The sequence below is a fragment of the Pseudomonas sp. S2_F07 genome (genome assembly GCF_054668325.1).
This window is the reverse complement of sequence record NZ_CP162758.1, coordinates 575335-592391: the sequence shown is the minus strand read 5'-3', so window position 1 is coordinate 592391 and position 17057 is coordinate 575335. Positions and strand designations below refer to the sequence as shown.

The 17057-nt window shown below is 61.9% G+C and carries 11 protein-coding genes; 7 read left to right on the top strand and 4 right to left on the bottom strand.

Going from position 1 to position 17057, the window contains the following annotated elements:
• Positions 1–134: 134 nt before the first annotated feature.
• Entirely contained in the window at positions 135–1715 is a 1581-nt protein-coding gene (locus AB4O40_RS02595; RefSeq protein WP_460056275.1) for an aldehyde dehydrogenase (NADP(+)), read from the top strand.
• Between the two features lie 148 nt (positions 1716–1863).
• On the opposite strand, the gene AB4O40_RS02590 is transcribed toward AB4O40_RS02595, so the two are convergent.
• Positions 1864–2871, bottom strand: a complete 1008-nt coding sequence (locus tag AB4O40_RS02590; protein ID WP_460056278.1) for an Ldh family oxidoreductase — start codon at positions 2869–2871, stop codon at positions 1864–1866.
• A gap of 314 nt (positions 2872–3185) precedes the next feature.
• On the opposite strand from AB4O40_RS02590, the gene mexE reads away from it, so the two are divergent.
• From mexE to AB4O40_RS02575, 3 genes are read left to right on the top strand one after another with little or no spacing between them, the layout of a single operon-like run.
• On the top strand, positions 3186–4439 hold the full coding sequence (gene mexE, locus AB4O40_RS02585) for a multidrug efflux RND transporter periplasmic adaptor subunit MexE (RefSeq protein WP_056724725.1): 1254 nt from the start codon (positions 3186–3188) through the stop codon (positions 4437–4439).
• 12 nt (positions 4440–4451) lie between these two features.
• Positions 4452–7631 carry an efflux RND transporter permease subunit gene (locus AB4O40_RS02580; RefSeq protein WP_056724724.1) on the top strand — a complete coding sequence of 1060 codons (3180 nt, stop codon included), beginning with the start codon at positions 4452–4454 and terminating at the stop codon, positions 7629–7631.
• On the top strand, positions 7631–9052 hold the full coding sequence (locus tag AB4O40_RS02575) for an efflux transporter outer membrane subunit (RefSeq protein ID WP_056724721.1): 1422 nt from the start codon (positions 7631–7633) through the stop codon (positions 9050–9052). The genes AB4O40_RS02580 and AB4O40_RS02575 overlap by 1 nt, the downstream gene beginning before the upstream one ends.
• Positions 9053–9253: 201 nt before the next feature.
• Here the strand turns inward: AB4O40_RS02575 and AB4O40_RS02570 are convergent, their stop codons facing one another.
• Genes AB4O40_RS02570 through AB4O40_RS02560 form a run of 3 tightly spaced genes read right to left on the bottom strand, consistent with a single transcriptional unit; the run spans position 9254 to position 12531 of the window.
• Positions 9254–10201 carry an HlyD family secretion protein gene (locus tag AB4O40_RS02570; RefSeq protein ID WP_056724719.1) on the bottom strand — a complete coding sequence of 316 codons (948 nt, stop codon included), beginning with the start codon at positions 10199–10201 and terminating at the stop codon, positions 9254–9256.
• Positions 10202–10205: 4 nt separating this feature from the next.
• Positions 10206–10406, bottom strand: coding sequence for a DUF1656 domain-containing protein (locus AB4O40_RS02565; RefSeq protein ID WP_056724717.1), 201 nt, complete (start codon positions 10404–10406; stop codon positions 10206–10208).
• On the bottom strand, positions 10396–12531 hold the full coding sequence (locus AB4O40_RS02560; RefSeq protein WP_056724715.1) for an FUSC family protein: 2136 nt from the start codon (positions 12529–12531) through the stop codon (positions 10396–10398). The genes AB4O40_RS02565 and AB4O40_RS02560 overlap by 11 nt, the downstream gene beginning before the upstream one ends.
• Before the next feature lie 184 nt (positions 12532–12715).
• On the opposite strand from AB4O40_RS02560, the gene AB4O40_RS02555 reads away from it, so the two are divergent.
• The 3 genes from AB4O40_RS02555 (at position 12716) to AB4O40_RS02545 (ending at position 17057) form a co-directional block, all read left to right on the top strand.
• Positions 12716–13771 carry a tetratricopeptide repeat protein gene (locus AB4O40_RS02555; RefSeq protein ID WP_460056284.1) on the top strand — a complete coding sequence of 352 codons (1056 nt, stop codon included), beginning with the start codon at positions 12716–12718 and terminating at the stop codon, positions 13769–13771.
• Positions 13772–13887: 116 nt separating this feature from the next.
• Positions 13888–15390: an ATPase domain-containing protein gene (locus AB4O40_RS02550; protein WP_460056287.1), complete on the top strand. Its 1503-nt coding sequence runs from the start codon at positions 13888–13890 to the stop codon at positions 15388–15390.
• Positions 15387–17057, top strand: a complete 1671-nt coding sequence (locus tag AB4O40_RS02545) for a response regulator (RefSeq protein ID WP_056724709.1) — start codon at positions 15387–15389, stop codon at positions 17055–17057. Before AB4O40_RS02550 ends, AB4O40_RS02545 begins: the two co-directional genes overlap by 4 nt.

Genomic DNA, 17057 nt, shown 5'->3' with positions numbered 1-17057 from the left:
TCAAAAGATCGCAGCCTTCGGCAGCTCCTACAGAAATGGTGTCCATCCGTTAATGCCGGGTGAATACGGTCAGTGTAGGAGCTGCCGAAGGCTGCGATCTTTTGCCCTTTATCTTTCCAGACCGGAGATTTTCAATGCTCGAAATCCTTGGCCACAACTACATCGGCGGAGCGCGCAGCGCCGTCGGCGGAATCATCCTGAACAGCCATGACGCCAGCACCGGCGAAGCACTGCCCTACTCTTTCGTGCAAGCCACCGCGCAAGAAGTCGACGCGGCCGTCCAGGCCGCTGCGGCCGCCTACCCGGCCTTTCGCAACCTGCCGGCGACGCGCCGGGCGCAATTCCTTGAAGCCATCGCCGCGCAACTGGATGCCCTGGATGACGAGTTCGTTGCCCTGGTGACCCGTGAAACCGCCCTGCCCAGTGCCCGGATACAGGGCGAGCGCGGCCGCACCAGCGGCCAGATGCGTCAGTTCGCTCAGGTCCTGCGTCGGGGCGATTTCTACAGCGCGCGCATCGACCGTGCCCTGCCGGAGCGTCAGCCGCTGCCACGGGTTGACCTGCGCCAGTACCGGATCGGCGTCGGCCCGGTGGCCGTGTTCGGCGCCAGTAATTTTCCGTTGGCCTTTTCGACGGCTGGCGGCGATACCGCAGCGGCCCTGGCCGCCGGTTGCCCGGTGGTGTTCAAGGCCCACAGCGGGCACATGGCAACCGCCGAATGCGTGGCCAATGCGATCCTGCGCGCCGCCGAGCAGACCGACATGCCCAAGGGTGTGTTCAACATGATCTACGGCGCGGGTGTCGGTGAAGCGCTGGTCAAGCACCCGGCGATTCAGGCCGTCGGTTTCACCGGCTCGCTCAAAGGTGGCCGTGCCCTTTGCGACATGGCCGCCGCACGGCAACAACCCATCCCGGTGTTCGCCGAGATGAGCAGCATCAATCCAGTGTTGGTGTTACCCGAAGCCTTGCGTGCGCGCGGCGAGAAAATCGCCGGTGAACTGGTGGCATCGGTGGTCCAGGGTTGCGGGCAGTTCTGCACCAATCCGGGGTTGGTCATTGGCATTCGCGCCCCTGAATGGACGGCGTTCATTGCGCGACTAAGCAACCTGATGGCCGAACAACCGGCACAAACCATGCTCAATGCCGGCACCCTCGGCAGCTATGAAAAAGGGCTGTGGGCCTTGCTCGAGCATCCGGGTGTGACGCACCTGGCGGGCCACGACCAGCAGGGCAATCAGGCGCGGCCGCAACTGTTCAAGGCCGACGTCAGCCTGCTGCTCAATGGGGATCCGCTGCTGCAGGAAGAAGTGTTCGGGCCGACCACCATTGTCGTTGAAGTGGCGGACAAGGTTGAACTGCGGCAGGCGTTGAACAGCTTGCACGGGCAACTGACTGCGACATTGATTGGCGAAGCATCGGATCTTCAGACCCATGCGGACCTGCTGATACTGCTGGAACAAAAAGTCGGCCGGGTACTGTTCAACGGTTACCCCACCGGGGTCGAGGTCTGCGATGCCATGGTCCATGGCGGGCCGTACCCTGCAACTTCCGACGCCCGTGGCACGTCGGTTGGCAGCCTGGCCATCGAGCGCTTCCTGCGTCCGGTGTGCTACCAGAATTGCCCGGACGCCTTGCTACCCGACGCCTTGAAAAACGCCAACCCGCTGGGGATTGCACGGTTGGTGGATGGCAGCAGCCAACGCGACTCAATCTAGAAAACCACACAAATACCTGTAGGAGCTGCCGCAGGCTGCGATCTTTTGATGTTGATTTTTAAGATCAACAGATCGCAGCCTTCGGCAGCTCCTACGCAAAATATGTGATCGCCACCAATCAAATGTGGAAGCGGGCACGTTGATTCAATCAGGCGAGCAATGCCTTGAGGTCGTTGTACAGCGCCTCGGGAATTTGCACGCCTTCCACCAGGCTGCGTACCCGCGCCGCGTAACGTCGTTGCGACGGTAAGCGTGCGCCCTGCCCTTCAATGCCCTGGAACAACGTTTCGGCCCGGGCCAAATGTTCTTCAGTGGCGTCCCCCAGAAAGCGCCGAGGGTCCAGGGCGATGATCAATTCGCCATGGTACGGCGACGACTTGCTGCCTCCATCGTAAGCCAATGACTCGGCACTGGTCAGGTCACCAATCAGCGGCCCGGCAATCAACTCCACCATCGCCGCCAGCGCCGAACCCTTGTGCCCGTCGAACGTCAGCATCGCGCCGCTGTCGAGCACCACGTTGGCGTCGGTGCTCGACTGGCCTTGGGCGTCGACGCCCCAACCCTCGGGAATCGCCTTGCCGGCACGCCGGTGCAGTTCGATATCACCACGGGCAATCGCGCTGGTGGCGAAGTCGAACACAAACGGATCTTGCCCCGCACGGGGCCAACCGAAGGCAATGGGATTGGTGCCGAACACCGGCAGTCGTCCTCCGGCCGGCGCCACCCAGGCGTGGCTCGGATTACACGCCAGTGCCACCAGACCGGCAGCCGTCAGCTGCTCGATCTCCACCCACAGCGCCGAGAAATGCACACAGCGGTTGATTGCCAACGCCGCAATGCCGTTGGCCCGAGTTTTCTGCGCCAGCAACGGCAACCCCGCCTGAAACGCCAACTGCGAAAACCCACCGCCTGCATCCACCCGTACAATCGACGGCGCCTGGTCGATCACCTGTGGCTCGGCATCGGCTGACACCTTGCCGGCCCGCAGGGAATTGACACACCCCAGAATCCGGTACAAACCGTGGGAGGCACAGCCATCACGTTCGCCAGCAATCACCGTCGCCGCCACCGCTTGTGCATGGGCCAGATTAAAACCGTTGTGCAACAGGATCGATTCGGCCAACTCACGGGCTTCGATCAGGGTCAGTCGGATCATGGTCATCTCCTTGGACAGACCGGTCAGAGTGGTCTATCCGAGGCGTCATGGCTTGATGGGTTTGGGCATTGGCGGTGACGAAATTGGCACAGTTCGGGCCGTTGTGGCCCGTTGAACCAACTGACTATTGCATCCAAAGCAACACACAATTGTCATCAATCCAGTTGATGACGACCAAGCGCAAGGCGCAGGCTAGAGGGCTGGCTTGGGTCTTATATCATTCCGGATGATAGTTACCTTCGCCCCATTCGATTCGTGAGATACAAACCCGCCGCGCATCATTCGCCAATCTCAACACATTGGCGGATGCATCCATGGAACAGTCACTCAAACATTTGCGCTTCCCGTTGGCTCTGTTGGCCGTCGTGGTGATCAGCGCGTGCGGCAAGGCCCCGGAAACCGCCGCCAGTATGCCAGCGGCCAAGGTCAGCGTGGCCAAGGTGCTGGAACAACCGGTCAACGAGTGGGACGAATTCACCGGCCGCCTCGAAGCGCCGGAAACCGTCGAGATTCGTCCACGGGTCTCCGGCCAGATCGATGAAGTGGCCTTCACTGAAGGCGCCCTGGTCAAGAAAGGCGACCTGTTGTTCCAGATCGACCCGCGTCCGTTCCAGGCTGAGGTCCGCCGCCTCGAAGCCCTGGTTGCACAATCGCGCGCCAACGCCACCCGCAGCGAAAACGAAGCCCAGCGCGGTGAGCGCCTGCGCACCAGCAACGCCATTTCCGCCGAGCTGGCCGATTCGCGCACCAGCGCCGCCCAAGAAGCCCGCGCCGCCGTCGGTGCCCTGCAAGCGCAGCTTGATCTAGCGCGGCTGAACCTGAGCTTCACCCGCGTGACTGCTCCCATCAGCGGCCGCGTCAGCCGTGCCGAAATCACCGCCGGCAACCTGGTGACCGCCGACACCACCCCGCTGACCAGCGTGGTCTCCACCGACAAGGTGTACGCCTACTTCGACGCCGACGAGCGCGTATTCCTCAAGTACACCGAGCTCGCTCGCCAGGGCAAGCGCGGCGCCACCACCCCGGTCTACATGGGCCTGTCCAATGAGGACGGCAACCCGCACCAGGGTGTGATGAACTTCGTCGACAACCAGGTCAACCCGAAGACCGGCACCATTCGTGGTCGCGCCGTGTTCGACAACAGCGACGGCAGCTACACGCCGGGCCTGTATGCACGCCTGAAACTGGTGGGCAGCGGTACCTACAGCGCCATGCTGATCAACGATGAAGCGGTCGGCACCGACCTGGGCAAGAAGTTCGTGCTGGTGATGGATGCCGACAACAAGACCGCCTACCGCGCGGTGGAGCTGGGTCCGAAGATCGAAGGCCTGCGCATCGTGCGCAACGGCTTGAACAAGGACGACACCATCATCGTCAAGGGCCTGCAACGGGTACGTCCTGGTTCACCGGTCACCCCTGAAGTGATTCCGATGGCCAGTGAACAAACCCTCGCGGCACTCGCACAACAACGCCAAGCGCTGGAAGCCAGCAACCTGCCCCAAGTCGCGCCTGCCAAGGTCGCGCCGGGTACGGCTGTGAAACTGGCTGCCACGACCCCACGCGGTTAAGGGATTTTTACGATGAATTTTTCCCAATTCTTCATTTCGCGGCCGATCTTCGCGGCGGTTCTTTCGCTGCTGATCCTGATCGCCGGTGCGATCTCGCTGTTCCAGCTGCCGATCAGCGAATACCCGGAAGTGGTGCCGCCGACCGTGGTGGTCCGCGCCAACTTCCCGGGTGCCAACCCGAAAGTCATCGGTGAAACCGTGGCCGCTCCCCTGGAGCAAGCCATCACCGGCGTCGAGAACATGCTGTACATGTCCTCGCAGTCGACTGCCGACGGCAAGATCACCCTGACCATCACTTTTGCCCTGGGTACCGACCTGGACAACGCCCAGGTGCAGGTGCAGAACCGTGTGACCCGCACCGAGCCGAAACTTCCCGAGGAAGTGACGCGCATCGGTATCACCGTGGACAAGGCGTCGCCCGACCTGACCATGGTGGTGCACTTGACCTCGCCGGACAAACGCTACGACATGCTGTACCTGTCCAACTACGCCCTGCTCAACATCAAGGATGAGCTGGCGCGCCTGGGCGGTGTCGGTGATGTGCAGCTGTTCGGCATGGGCGATTACTCGCTGCGAGTGTGGCTCGATCCGAACAAGACCGCTTCGCGCAACCTGACCGCGACCGATGTGGTCACCGCGATTCGCGAGCAAAACCGTCAAGTCGCGGCCGGTGCGCTGGGGGCGCCTCCTGCACCGAATGCCACGGCCTTCCAGTTGTCGGTCAACACCCAGGGTCGTCTGGTTTCCGAGGAAGAGTTCGAGAACATCATCATTCGCTCTGGCGACAACGGTGAAATCACTCGCCTCAAGGACATCGCCCGCGTCGAACTGGGCTCCAGCCAGTACGCCCTGCGTTCGTTGCTGAACAACCAGCCGGCGGTGGCGATCCCGATCTTCCAGCGTCCGGGTTCCAACGCCATCGAAATCTCCAACGAAGTTCGGGCAAAAATGGCCGAACTGAAGAAGAGTTTCCCCGAAGGCATGGACTTCAGCATCGTCTATGACCCGACGATCTTCGTGCGCGGTTCCATCGAGGCGGTGGTTCACACCCTCTTCGAAGCGCTGATCCTCGTGGTACTGGTGGTGATCCTGTTCCTGCAAACCTGGCGCGCCTCGATCATTCCACTGGTCGCTGTGCCGGTATCGCTGATCGGTACCTTTGCCGTGATGCATCTGTTTGGCTTCTCGCTCAATGCCCTGTCGCTGTTTGGCCTGGTACTGGCCATCGGTATCGTGGTCGACGATGCGATCGTGGTGGTGGAGAACGTCGAACGGAACATCGAGCTTGGATTGACCCCGGTTGAAGCCACCAAGCGCGCCATGCGTGAAGTGACCGGCCCGATCATTGCCACCGCGCTGGTGCTGTGTGCGGTGTTTGTTCCGGCGGCGTTCATTTCCGGCCTGACCGGGCAGTTCTACAAGCAGTTCGCCCTGACCATCGCGATTTCCACAGTGATTTCGGCCTTCAACTCCCTGACCCTGTCGCCGGCACTGGCCGCGGTTTTGCTCAAGGGTCACGACGCGCCGAAAGACCGTTTCTCCAAGGTGCTGGACAAGATTTTCGGTGGCTGGTTGTTCCGTCCGTTCAACCGCTTCTTTGAAAAGGCCAGCCATGGTTACGTCGGCACCGTTGCCCGCGTGATCCGTTCCAGCGGTATCGCCCTGCTGCTGTACGCCGGCCTGATGGTCCTGACCTTCTTCGGTTTCTCCAGCACCCCGACCGGTTTCGTACCCGGCCAGGACAAACAATACCTGGTGGCCTTCGCGCAACTGCCGGATGCCTCGAGCCTGGATCGCACCGAAGACGTGATCAAGCGCATGTCCGAGCTGGCCCTTAAACAACCTGGCGTGGAAAGTGCGGTGGCCTTCCCTGGCCTGTCGATCAACGGTTTCACCAACAGTCCGAACGCCGGCATCGTGTTCGTGACCCTCAAGCCGTTCGACGAACGTAAAGACCCGAGCATGTCCGCAGGGGCGATTGCCGGTGCCTTGAACGGCCAGTACGCGAACATCCAGGAAGCCTACATGGCGATCTTCCCGCCGCCGCCGGTACAAGGCCTGGGCACCATCGGTGGTTTCCGCCTGCAGATCGAAGACCGGGGCAACCTGGGCTACGAAGAGCTGTACAAGGAAACCATGAACATCATCAACAAGAGCCACAACGTGCCGGAACTGGCCGGCCTGTTCACCAGCTACACGGTGAACGTGCCCCAGGTCGATGCCGCCATCGACCGCGAGAAAGCCAAGACCCACGGCGTGGCCGTCAGCGACATCTTCGACACCCTGCAGATCTACCTGGGTTCGCTGTATGCCAACGACTTCAACCGCTTCGGTCGCACCTATCAGGTCAACGTCCAGGCCGAGCAACAGTTCCGCCTCGAATCCGACCAGATCGGCCAGCTGAAAGTGCGTAACAACAAGGGCGAGATGATCCCGCTGGCGACCTTCATCAAAGTCAGCGACACCTCGGGGCCCGACCGCGTGATGCACTACAACGGCTTCATCACCGCTGAAATCAACGGTGCGGCAGCCCCCGGCTACAGCTCCGGCCAGGCGGAAAAAGCCATCGAGAAACTGCTCAAGGAAGAATTGCCCAACGGCATGACCTACGAATGGACCGACCTGACCTACCAGCAGATCCTGTCCGGCAACACCGCGTTGTTCGTGTTCCCGCTCTGTGTGCTGCTGGCGTTCCTGGTACTGGCAGCGCAGTACGAAAGCTGGAGCCTGCCACTGGCGGTGATCCTGATCGTACCGATGACTCTGCTGTCGGCCATCACCGGAGTGATCGCCTCTGGCGGTGACAACAACATCTTTACCCAGATCGGCTTGATCGTATTGGTGGGACTTGCCTGCAAGAACGCGATCCTGATCGTCGAGTTCGCCAAGGACAAACAGCTGGAAGGCCTCAACCCGCTGGCAGCGGTCCTGGAAGCGTGCCGCCTGCGTCTGCGGCCGATCCTGATGACCTCCTTCGCGTTCATCATGGGTGTTGTACCGCTGGTGTTCTCCAGCGGTGCCGGTGCCGAGATGCGTCATGCCATGGGTGTGGCGGTGTTCTCCGGGATGCTCGGGGTGACCTTCTTCGGTTTGTTGCTGACACCAGTGTTCTACGTACTGATCCGTAACTTTGTCGAGCGCGGCGAGAAGCGCAAAGCTGCCAAGGCCACCCTGAAGCTGGAGTCGCACTGATGAGTTTGAAAGCCTTCCTGCCGAGCCTGCTGGTACTGGCCCTGAGTGCCTGTGCCGTGGGCCCGGACTACAAGACGCCAACCACCGAGGCGGCCAACATCACGGCCGCCACCGATGGCGCCGCCGGCCAGAAGAACTTTGACCGTTCGCGTTTCGAAGGCATCTGGTGGCAGCAGTTCGAAGATCCGACCCTCAATCAGCTGGTGACGAAATCCCTGCAAGGCAACCGCGATTTGCGCGTCGCCTTCGCCCGCTGGAAAGCCGCACGGGCGATCCGCGATGATGTCAGCAACGACGCCATGCCGACTGTCACCAGCCGCGTCAGCAGTGACCTGGGCAAAGGCCAGATTCCGGGCCAGACCACCGACCGGGTCAACAGCGAACGCTATGACCTGGGCCTGGACATGGCCTGGGAAATCGACCTGTTCGGCCGCATCCAGCGCAACCTGGAGTCGGCCAACGCCGAGCAACAGGCGTTCGAGGCCGACCTGTACCAACTGCAAGTCACCATGATTGCCGAACTGGTGGATTCTTACGGTCAACTGCGCGGCGCGCAGCTGCGGGAGAAAATCGCCCTGGCCAACCTGGAGAACCAGCAGGAATCGCGCAAGATCACCATCAGCTTGCGTGATGCCGGTGTCGGCGACCAACTCGATGTGGAGCGCGCCGATGCGCGACTGGCGTCGGTCGAGGCCAGCGTGCCGCAACTGCAGGCCGAGCAGATCCGGCAGAAAAACCGCATCGCCACCCTGCTGGGTGAGCGTCCGGACAAGCTGACCGTGGACCTGAGCCCGAAAGACCTGCCGGCGATCGCCAAGGCTTTGCCGATCGGTGATCCGGGTGAACTGCTGCAACGCCGTCCGGACATTCGCAGTGCCGAACGCCAACTGGCATCGGCCACGGCGCGTATCGGCGTGGCCAAGGCGGATCTGTTTCCTCGGGTCAGCCTTAGCGGCTTCCTTGGCTTTACCGCCGGGCGCGGTTCGCAGATCGGCTCCTCGGCGGCCAACGCCTGGGCGCTGGGCCCGAGCATCACCTGGGCGGCGTTTGACCTGGGCAGTGTGAAGGCCCGTTTGCGCGGCGCCGATGCCGATGCCGAAGGCGCCCTGGCAACCTACGAGCAACAAGTGTTGCTGGCCCTGGAAGAATCGGAAAACGCTTTCAGCGACTACGGTAAACGCCAGCAGCGCCTGATCTCGCTGATTCGCCAGAGCGAGTCCAGCCGCTCGGCCGCCGACCTGGCGGAAATCCGCTACCGCGAAGGCACCGCCGATTTCCTCGTGCTGCTCGACGCCCAGCGTGAACGCCTGGCGGCCGAAGACACCCAGGCCCTGGCCGAAGTCGACCTGTATCGAGGGATCGTCGCGATCTACAAGGCCCTCGGTGGCGGCTGGCAGCCGGAGACGGTCGCCAGCAAGTAATGCGGTTTCAAAGTGCTCCTTTGGTTGGCCGCAACCAACCAATTTCCTTGCCCTGCGTCTCATTCGGTCGCGGGGCTTTTTTTGCACACAATACATATCCCTGTAGGAGCTGCCGAAGGCTGCGATCTTTTGACCTTTTTGTGTACTTGACCCGCGAAGATCAAAATCAAAAGATCGCAGCCTTCGGCAGCTCCTACAGGGTTAGCGCTGTTCTTCGACGGTCACAGTAGCCGTGGTCCCCGCCCGCAGGTTGTTTTTACCCGCATAGTCGGCATCTATCTCGATCCGCACCGGTACCCGTTGCGCCAGTTTGATCCAGGTGTAACTGGGGTTGATGCTGGCCAGCAGGCGACCGCCCGGCAGGTTTTCCCGGTCGGCAATGGCGAAGGCAATGCTCTGCACTTTGCCGCCAAATGTCTCGCCACTCATCAACTCGATCCTGACTAGGTCGCCCTCCCCGATCCGCGGCAACTTGGTTTCTTCGAAGTAACCGCTGACATAGAACGATTCGCTGTCCACCAGCGCCAGCAAGGGACCGCCGGCCGAGGCGTAATCACCCTCCCGGGTCAGCAGATTGGTGACATAGCCGGTCACCGGTGAAACGACGTGAGTACGCTGCAAGTCGAGCTCGGACTGGGTCAAGGCCGCAATGGCCAGTTGCACGTTGGCCTGGGCCAACACCATATTGGCCTGGTTACGCAGCAAGTCGGCCTGGGCCACCGATACATCGGTGTTGGCCTTCTCCCACTCTTCGCCGGAAATCGCCGAACGATCCTTGAGCGTGCGCCGGCGCTGCTCCTCGCTCTGACGTTGCTTGAGCAACGCTTCGCTGGCGATGATGGCCGCCTGGGCCTGCCCGAGCGAGGCTTTCGCCACCTCCACCGCGCGCTTGGCATGTTCCACCGCCAGGGTGTAACGCGCCGGGTCGATCTCCAGCAGCGCCTGGCCTTTGTTCACATGCTGGTTGTCCTGTACGGCCAGGCTGACGATTCGCCCCGATACGTCGGCGGACAAGGTCACCACATCGGCACGCACTCGCGCATCCCGGGTCCAGGGCGCACGGGTGTAATGCTCCCAGGCGAACCAGCCCAGGATAAAGGCCAGCAGTACCACCGCCACCGTCGTGAGTCGGGAAAGGATGTTCTTCATGGCATCAAGCTCCCATCACCAGAATCAACGTGGCGCAGACGCAGGCGTAAAGCGCGCCTTCGAACAACGCCTCGTGCCAGATGAACTGCAGCACGCCGAGGCGCCGCAACGCCCAGTCCAGCAGCAGGAAAATCGGCAGGCCCAGCAGCAGCGCCTGGGCAATCGGGGGCAGATAGGCACCGCCCACTTCAAGATCAATGGGCAAGGACAGGGTCTCCTTCAAGGCCTGATGGTTGAAAGTAGCCGCGATAGCGTTCGACGAACGACACCACGATCAACAGCGCCACACGCATGCGGAACACCGACCACAAGTGCTCATGAACATCGGTATGCAGGGCATCCAGGTCGTCGCCCAGGGTGTGCAGGCTATCGAGCACCTGCGCCACTTCGACCCCGGGCCGGCCGGCGACCAGCCTGCCGGTTTCCCGGACTGTCGAAAACAGGCGACTTTGCAGATCAGGAGTCAGCAATGCGTTGTTCTGCCCCTGCTGCCTGAGCTGATTCAAGGCAATACCCAATGCCATGCAGGCCAGGCTGACTTGAAACAGCTCACGGGATTGTGGCTCCCGGGTCGCCGGCAGCAGCCCCAGCATCATGGTCAGGCGATCAACCATGCGGCTCTCGAAGGCAAACTGCTGTTCATCGCTCGCCGAGGTTTTCAGCAAGGCATACACCTGCTCGCCGTTCTCTTTGTGGAGCCGGCGCATGCGCAAATCCGGCATGAACGGAAAGACCAGCGCATAGACACTCAACGCCAGTGCGGTCGCGCAGGTATAGGCACCCGCAAACTCAAACCACTGGATGGCGGTGTTTTGCCCAATCCCCACGTTCAACGGGCCGAGCAACAGAAAGGTCGTGAGCCCCAGGCCAATGCCGGTACCGGTGGTGGCTGGACTGGCCAGCCCCACCGCGACCGCGTAGAGCAAGGGCGCCAGCAGCAAGGCCAGCATCTCGAAATTGCTGATCATCGGCACAAACATGAACTGAAGGAGCGCCGAGGCCACCAGTGCCAGCCCGAACCCCCTGGCATAGCTTTGCACCGCCAGCAGCGGCCGGGGAAACGTCGACATCAGCGAACACAGGATCCCCACCAGCACCATTCCGCCTCGGGCACCGTCCCAACCGGTTTCGATCCAGATCAGGCCGGCGATCAACAGCGCGCAAAAGGCCCGGACGGCATTCATGGTCGCCAGGGTGAAGTCCAGGTGCAGCGGGTTTTCCCGCCCGCGATACACGCTGCTGGCCGGTCGCCCGCTCTGGATGGCATCACTCAATTCCAGAATCTGCTCCAATTGCTGCAACAGACGCGCCTGCTCCCAGCGCAGCGACCAGGCCAGCGAACGCAAGGTGGCCGGCAGCGGTTCGGTCAATTGTTCGGCCCTGTAGGCCAGCTCATCAAAGCGTTGTTGCAGCGAAGTGAAATGCTGGCGCTTGTCACTGGACAGCGAACGGCCCTCCCGCGCCAGTTCATCGAGAAAGGCCAGTTCTTCGCCGCGCAACCGTTGAATCTCTTCAGGCAACTCGCCCTCCCAGCGCTCGGTCAATAACAGTCGCTGGTGGCGCAAGGCGGTCAACCGCGCGGTCAATAGCACCAATTGGTTGCCCAACAGTTGCACCAGACCGTTGGCACTGCGCAAGCGCGGAGCATCGAAGTACAGGTGCCGGCGCACGCCTTCCAGGCCGCTGATCTGGCCCAGCAGCTGCATTTGCCGCTGCTGGAACTCGGCTTCGCTCTCTTCGGTGCGGATGACGGCGCTGGCGTGGGTGGCCAGCAAACGGGTGATTTGATCGATCCTGGCGAAGTAATCCCGGGCCACGGCTTGTGGCCTGGCGGTGAGCAGGCTGACCACGCACACGCAGGCAACCGCCAGCAGTGTCTCGGTGACACGGGTGACCGCCAACAAAAACATGCCGTCCGGGTCCGGCACCGCCAGCAAGGCCACCACCACGGCGGTGTAGCCGCTGAGGACAAACGCCCCGGAACTGGTATAGCGCAACAGGGTGCCACCGGCGGTGCACAGCGCCAGCCACAGCGCCAGGGTGGTGATGAACGGCAGCGGCGCCTGGGGAAAGATCGCCATGATCAGCACCGCCACGGCCGCGCCCACCGTGGTGCCGATCACCTGGCCAAAGCTGCGGGCCAGCACCATGCCGCCAAGGGGCTGGCTGATGATGACCACGGCCATGATCGACCACTTGGGCTGGTCCAGGTCGAACAAAAACGCCAGGTACAGGGTCAACAATCCGGCTGCGATGGTTCGCAGGGCAAACAGCAACACCCCGGGCCCGGGGTTGAGAATGGCCTTGAAGTACTGTAACAACCCTTGCATGGAAGCACCCGTCGAGACACCTCCAGCAAGCGTAGTCACTGCCGCGCTGCCTCGAGAGGTTTTGCTGTCGACGCAGCTTGCTGGTCCATTGAATCGTCAGTGAACGTCGTCAAGGTTTGACTCAAAGCCTGGCCTGACCGAAGCTGGCGCCTTTGCAAAAGCTTGCCAGCTTCCGGATTCCTGCATGCCCAAGTCCCGCCGCCTCCTGTTTATCAGCGTCTTTGCCCTGCTCGTCATCGGCCTTGTGTGGTTCTCCCTGCGCGATACCACCCCGGTGGTTCCCGAAGCCATCCAGCATGGCTACAGCGAAGCGCTGGCGGCTGCCCGGGGCGGTCAACCGGGTGCCGCGCGGGTGCTCTACCAGCAATTGGCCCGTCCGGACCTGTCCCCCAAGCGGCGTATCTGGTTGCATGCCGAGCTGCCCAACTATCCAAGCTCGGTGGCCCTGAAGCTGGCGGATGCCGACTTGCAGAACGAGTCGCCCGAAGTACGTATCGCGGCGATCAGGAGTATCAGTGGCCTGGTACCGAACGGCCAGCGCAGTCTGCTGCTGGGGCCATTGCTCGATGACAGCGAACAAAGCGTGCGGCTGGCGGCGATCAACGCGCTGCTGGGGTTGTCCCCGGATGAACTGGGTTTGTATTTCGGGCCGCTGCAACAAGCCATCGATGCCTGGGAACAAGTGCTCAAGAGCGAGCCGCAAAGCGCCGCAAACCAGTTCCAACTGGCCCGGTTGCACCTGCACAACGCCGAGCTCAAGCAAGCGCAACAGGCGCTGGATAACACCCTGCGCCTGGCGCCGGAGAACCTGCCGGCGCTGGTGCTGCAAATCGAGGTGCTGGATAAACAGGGCCAGAACGACGCCGCCCGGCAGCTGTTGGCCAGGCAACTGCAGACACAACCCAACTCGGCCTACCTGCAACACGCGCTGGGGCTCTGGCTGCTGCATCACGAGCAAAGCGAATTCGCCCTGCTCGGCCTGTCCAAGGCCGTAGAGCTTGAGCCTGACAACCGGGATTACCGCTACGACCTGGCCACCACGTTGCACGGTGAACATGAGCTCGAAGCGGCACAGAACCAGTTGCAGGAAGTCGTTCAGCGCCATCCGAACGATCGCAAGGCCCGGGTGCTGCTGATCAATTACTGGAAGGAAAGCGGGCAGCTGCAAAACGTGCAGATCCTGTTGGCCCAACTCGAACAGATGAACCCCGATGATCCGGCGTTGCAACAAGGGCTTTGACCCCGACTGAAATTTCGTTGAACCGTCGTCCTGGCCAAGGGTCAAGTGAACAAGCAGCCCGTTGCGGCACTTCGCAGCGGCTGCTTCGTTGACCCTGGCCATATGAGGACGCTTGTTTGTCTCTATCCGACGATTTGAACCAAGCCAAGGCCGCCACCGGTATCGAAGGTCTGGACGATATCCTCGACGGCGGATTGTCCCGCGGACATGTGTTTTTGCTCGAGGGCGAGCCGGGCACCGGCAAGACCACCGTGGCGCTGCACTTCCTGCTGGCGGGCGCGCAAGTCGGTGAGCGCTCGTTGTACATCACGCTGTCCGAGACCGAACGCGAACTGCGCCAAGGCGCCTTGTCCCATGGCTGGGAGATGGACGAGAACGTCCATATCTTCGAGCTGACGCCCCCGGAAAGCCTGCTCAATGCCGAACAGCAGCAGACACTGCTCTACTCCTCCGACCTGGAACTGGGCGAAGCCACCCGCCAGATCTTCGAAGTGGTCGAGCGGGTCAAGCCGACCCGCGTTGTCCTGGACAGCCTTTCGGAGATTCGCCTGCTGGCGCAAAGCTCGCTGCGCTACCGCCGGCAGATTCTGGCCATCAAGCATTATTTCGTGCGTTACGACGCCACAGTGCTGCTGCTCGATGACCTGACCGCCGAGTCCCTCGACAAAACCGTGCACAGCGTGGCCCACGGCGTGATTCGCCTGGAAGAACTGACGCCAAACTACGGCGCCGAGCGACGTCGCATCCGCGTGGTCAAGTACCGTGGCCAGAAGTACCGCGGCGGCTTCCATGACTTCACCATCATGGGCGACGGCGTGCATGTATTCCCGCGCCTGGTGGCCGCCGAACATCGCGGTCAATACCTGCGTCAGCAATTGACCAGCGGCATCCGGGAAATGGATGCGCTGCTGGGCGGTGGTATCGAAACCGGTTCCAGCACCTTGATCCTCGGTCCGGCAGGGACCGGAAAATCGCTGATCTCCATGGTGTTCGCCGCCGCAGCCGTGGCCCGGGGCGAAAAAGCCGCGCTGTTCATTTTCGATGAAGAGTTGGGGTTGCTGTTCGAGCGCATGAAGAACATCGGCATCGACCTGCAGGCCCTGCAAGACAGCGGCAATTTGCTGATCGAACAAGTGGACGCGGCTGAACTGTCCCCCGGCGAGTTCTCCCACCGGGTCCGGCGCTGCGTTGACGAAGGCAATATCAAGACTGTGGTGATCGACAGCATCAACGGCTATCAGGCGGCGATGCCGGAAGAAAACGCCCTGGTGCTGCACATGCACGAGTTGCTGCTGTACCTCAATCGCCAAGGCGCCGCGACCTTCATGACGGTGGCCCAGCACGGCCTGGTCGGCGATATGCAGGCGCCGGTGGACATCACTTACCTGGCCGATACGGTCATTCTGCTGCGTTACTTCGAAGCCCTGGGCAAGGTGCGCCGGGCCATTTCGATCATCAAGAAGCGTACCGGCAGCCATGAGTCGACCATCCGTGAATACCGCATCAGCGGCCTGGGCATGACCATCGGCGAACCGCTGGAAGCCTTCCAGGGCGTATTGCGTGGCGTCCCCACCTATCTCGGGGCCAGCAACCCGTTGCTCGCGGATGAAATCCGGTGACGGCCATGCTAGCCACGCCCGAACGCACAATCATCCTTGCACCGCGAGGGCGCGATGGCCAGATCGCCCTGATGATGCTCAACGAGGCCGGGTTTCACGGGGTGATCAGCTCCGACCTGCCAGGATTGTGCGCCGAACTGGAACAGGGGGCCGGCCTGCTGCTGATCTCCTCCGAGGCACTATTGGGTGCCGATCTGGAACCGCTGATCCGCCTGATCGAACACCAGCCCGCCTGGTCGGATCTGCCGATCGTGGTGATGACGCACCACGGTGGCCCGCAACAGGACCTGGCATCACGCTTCGGCCCGCAATTGGGCAACGTCACCTTCCTTGAGCGGCCGTTTCACCCGGTCACACTGATCAGCCTGGTCACCACGGCCCTGCGCGGGCGGCGACGACAGTATGAAGCCAGGGACCGGCTGATCGACCTGAGCCAGAGCGAATTGCGCCTGCAGAATACCCTCGAAACCCTTGAGCAACAGGTGGAAGAGCGCACGGCGCAACTGCGTCACAACGAAGAGGCATTGCGTCAGTCGCAGAAAATGGAAGCCGTCGGCCAGCTCACCGGCGGCATCGCCCATGACTTCAACAACATGCTGACCGGTATCATCGGCAGTCTGGAGTTGTTGCGCCGACGCCTGGCCCGGGGGCGAACCGAAGACCTCGACAGCCTGATCGACCTGGGGGTGACGTCGGCCAACCGCGCGGCGGGCCTGACCCACCGCCTGCTGGCGTTTTCCCGGCGCCAGTCGCTGGATTCGAAACCCGTGGAGATGAACAGTCTGGTGATCTCCATGGATGAACTGCTGCAACGCAGCATCAACGAAACCATTCGCCTGGACATGCAACTGGACGAGCAACTGTGGGTGGCCGAAGCCGACCCCAATCAACTGGAAAGCGCCCTGCTCAACCTGGTGATCAATGCACGCGATGCCATGCCCAATGGCGGACGGCTGCTGGTCTCGACCGCGAACCAGCACTTTGACGAGGACTTCACCCAGGGCCAGAACAGTCTCGATGCGGGTGACTACGTGGTGCTCAGCGTCACCGACACCGGCTGTGGCATGCCGCAAAGCACCATCAACCGCGCCTTCGACCCCTTCTTCACCACCAAGCCCATCGGCCAGGGCACCGGGCTGGGGTTATCGATGATCTATGGTTTCAGCAAGCAGTCGGGAGGTCACGTCGCCATCCACAGCGTCGTGGGCGAAGGCACCACGGTGAGCCTGTTCCTGCCACGCTTTAGTGGAGACCTGCCCCTGGAGCGTCCATTGGACGTCGAACATTCACCTTTGGCCAAGCATGGCGAGACGGTGTTGATCGTCGAGGACGACCCGGCGGTGCGGGTGCTGGTCAGCACGGTGTTGAGCGACCTGGGGTATGCCTACGTCGAGGCCTGTGATGGCGATAGCGCGGTGCCGATACTCGACTCGGCCCAGCGCATCGACCTGCTGATCAGCGATGTCGGCCTGCCCGGCATGAATGGCCGGCAACTGGCGGAAATCGGCCGGCAACTGCGACCCGACCTCAGGGTGCTGTTCATCACCGGCTACGCCGAGCACGCCGCAGTGCGCGGCGGGTTCCTTGATCCGGGCATGCAGATGATCACCAAACCGTTTACCTTCGACCTGTTGACGGCGAAGGTCAGGGAGATGATCAGCGCCTGA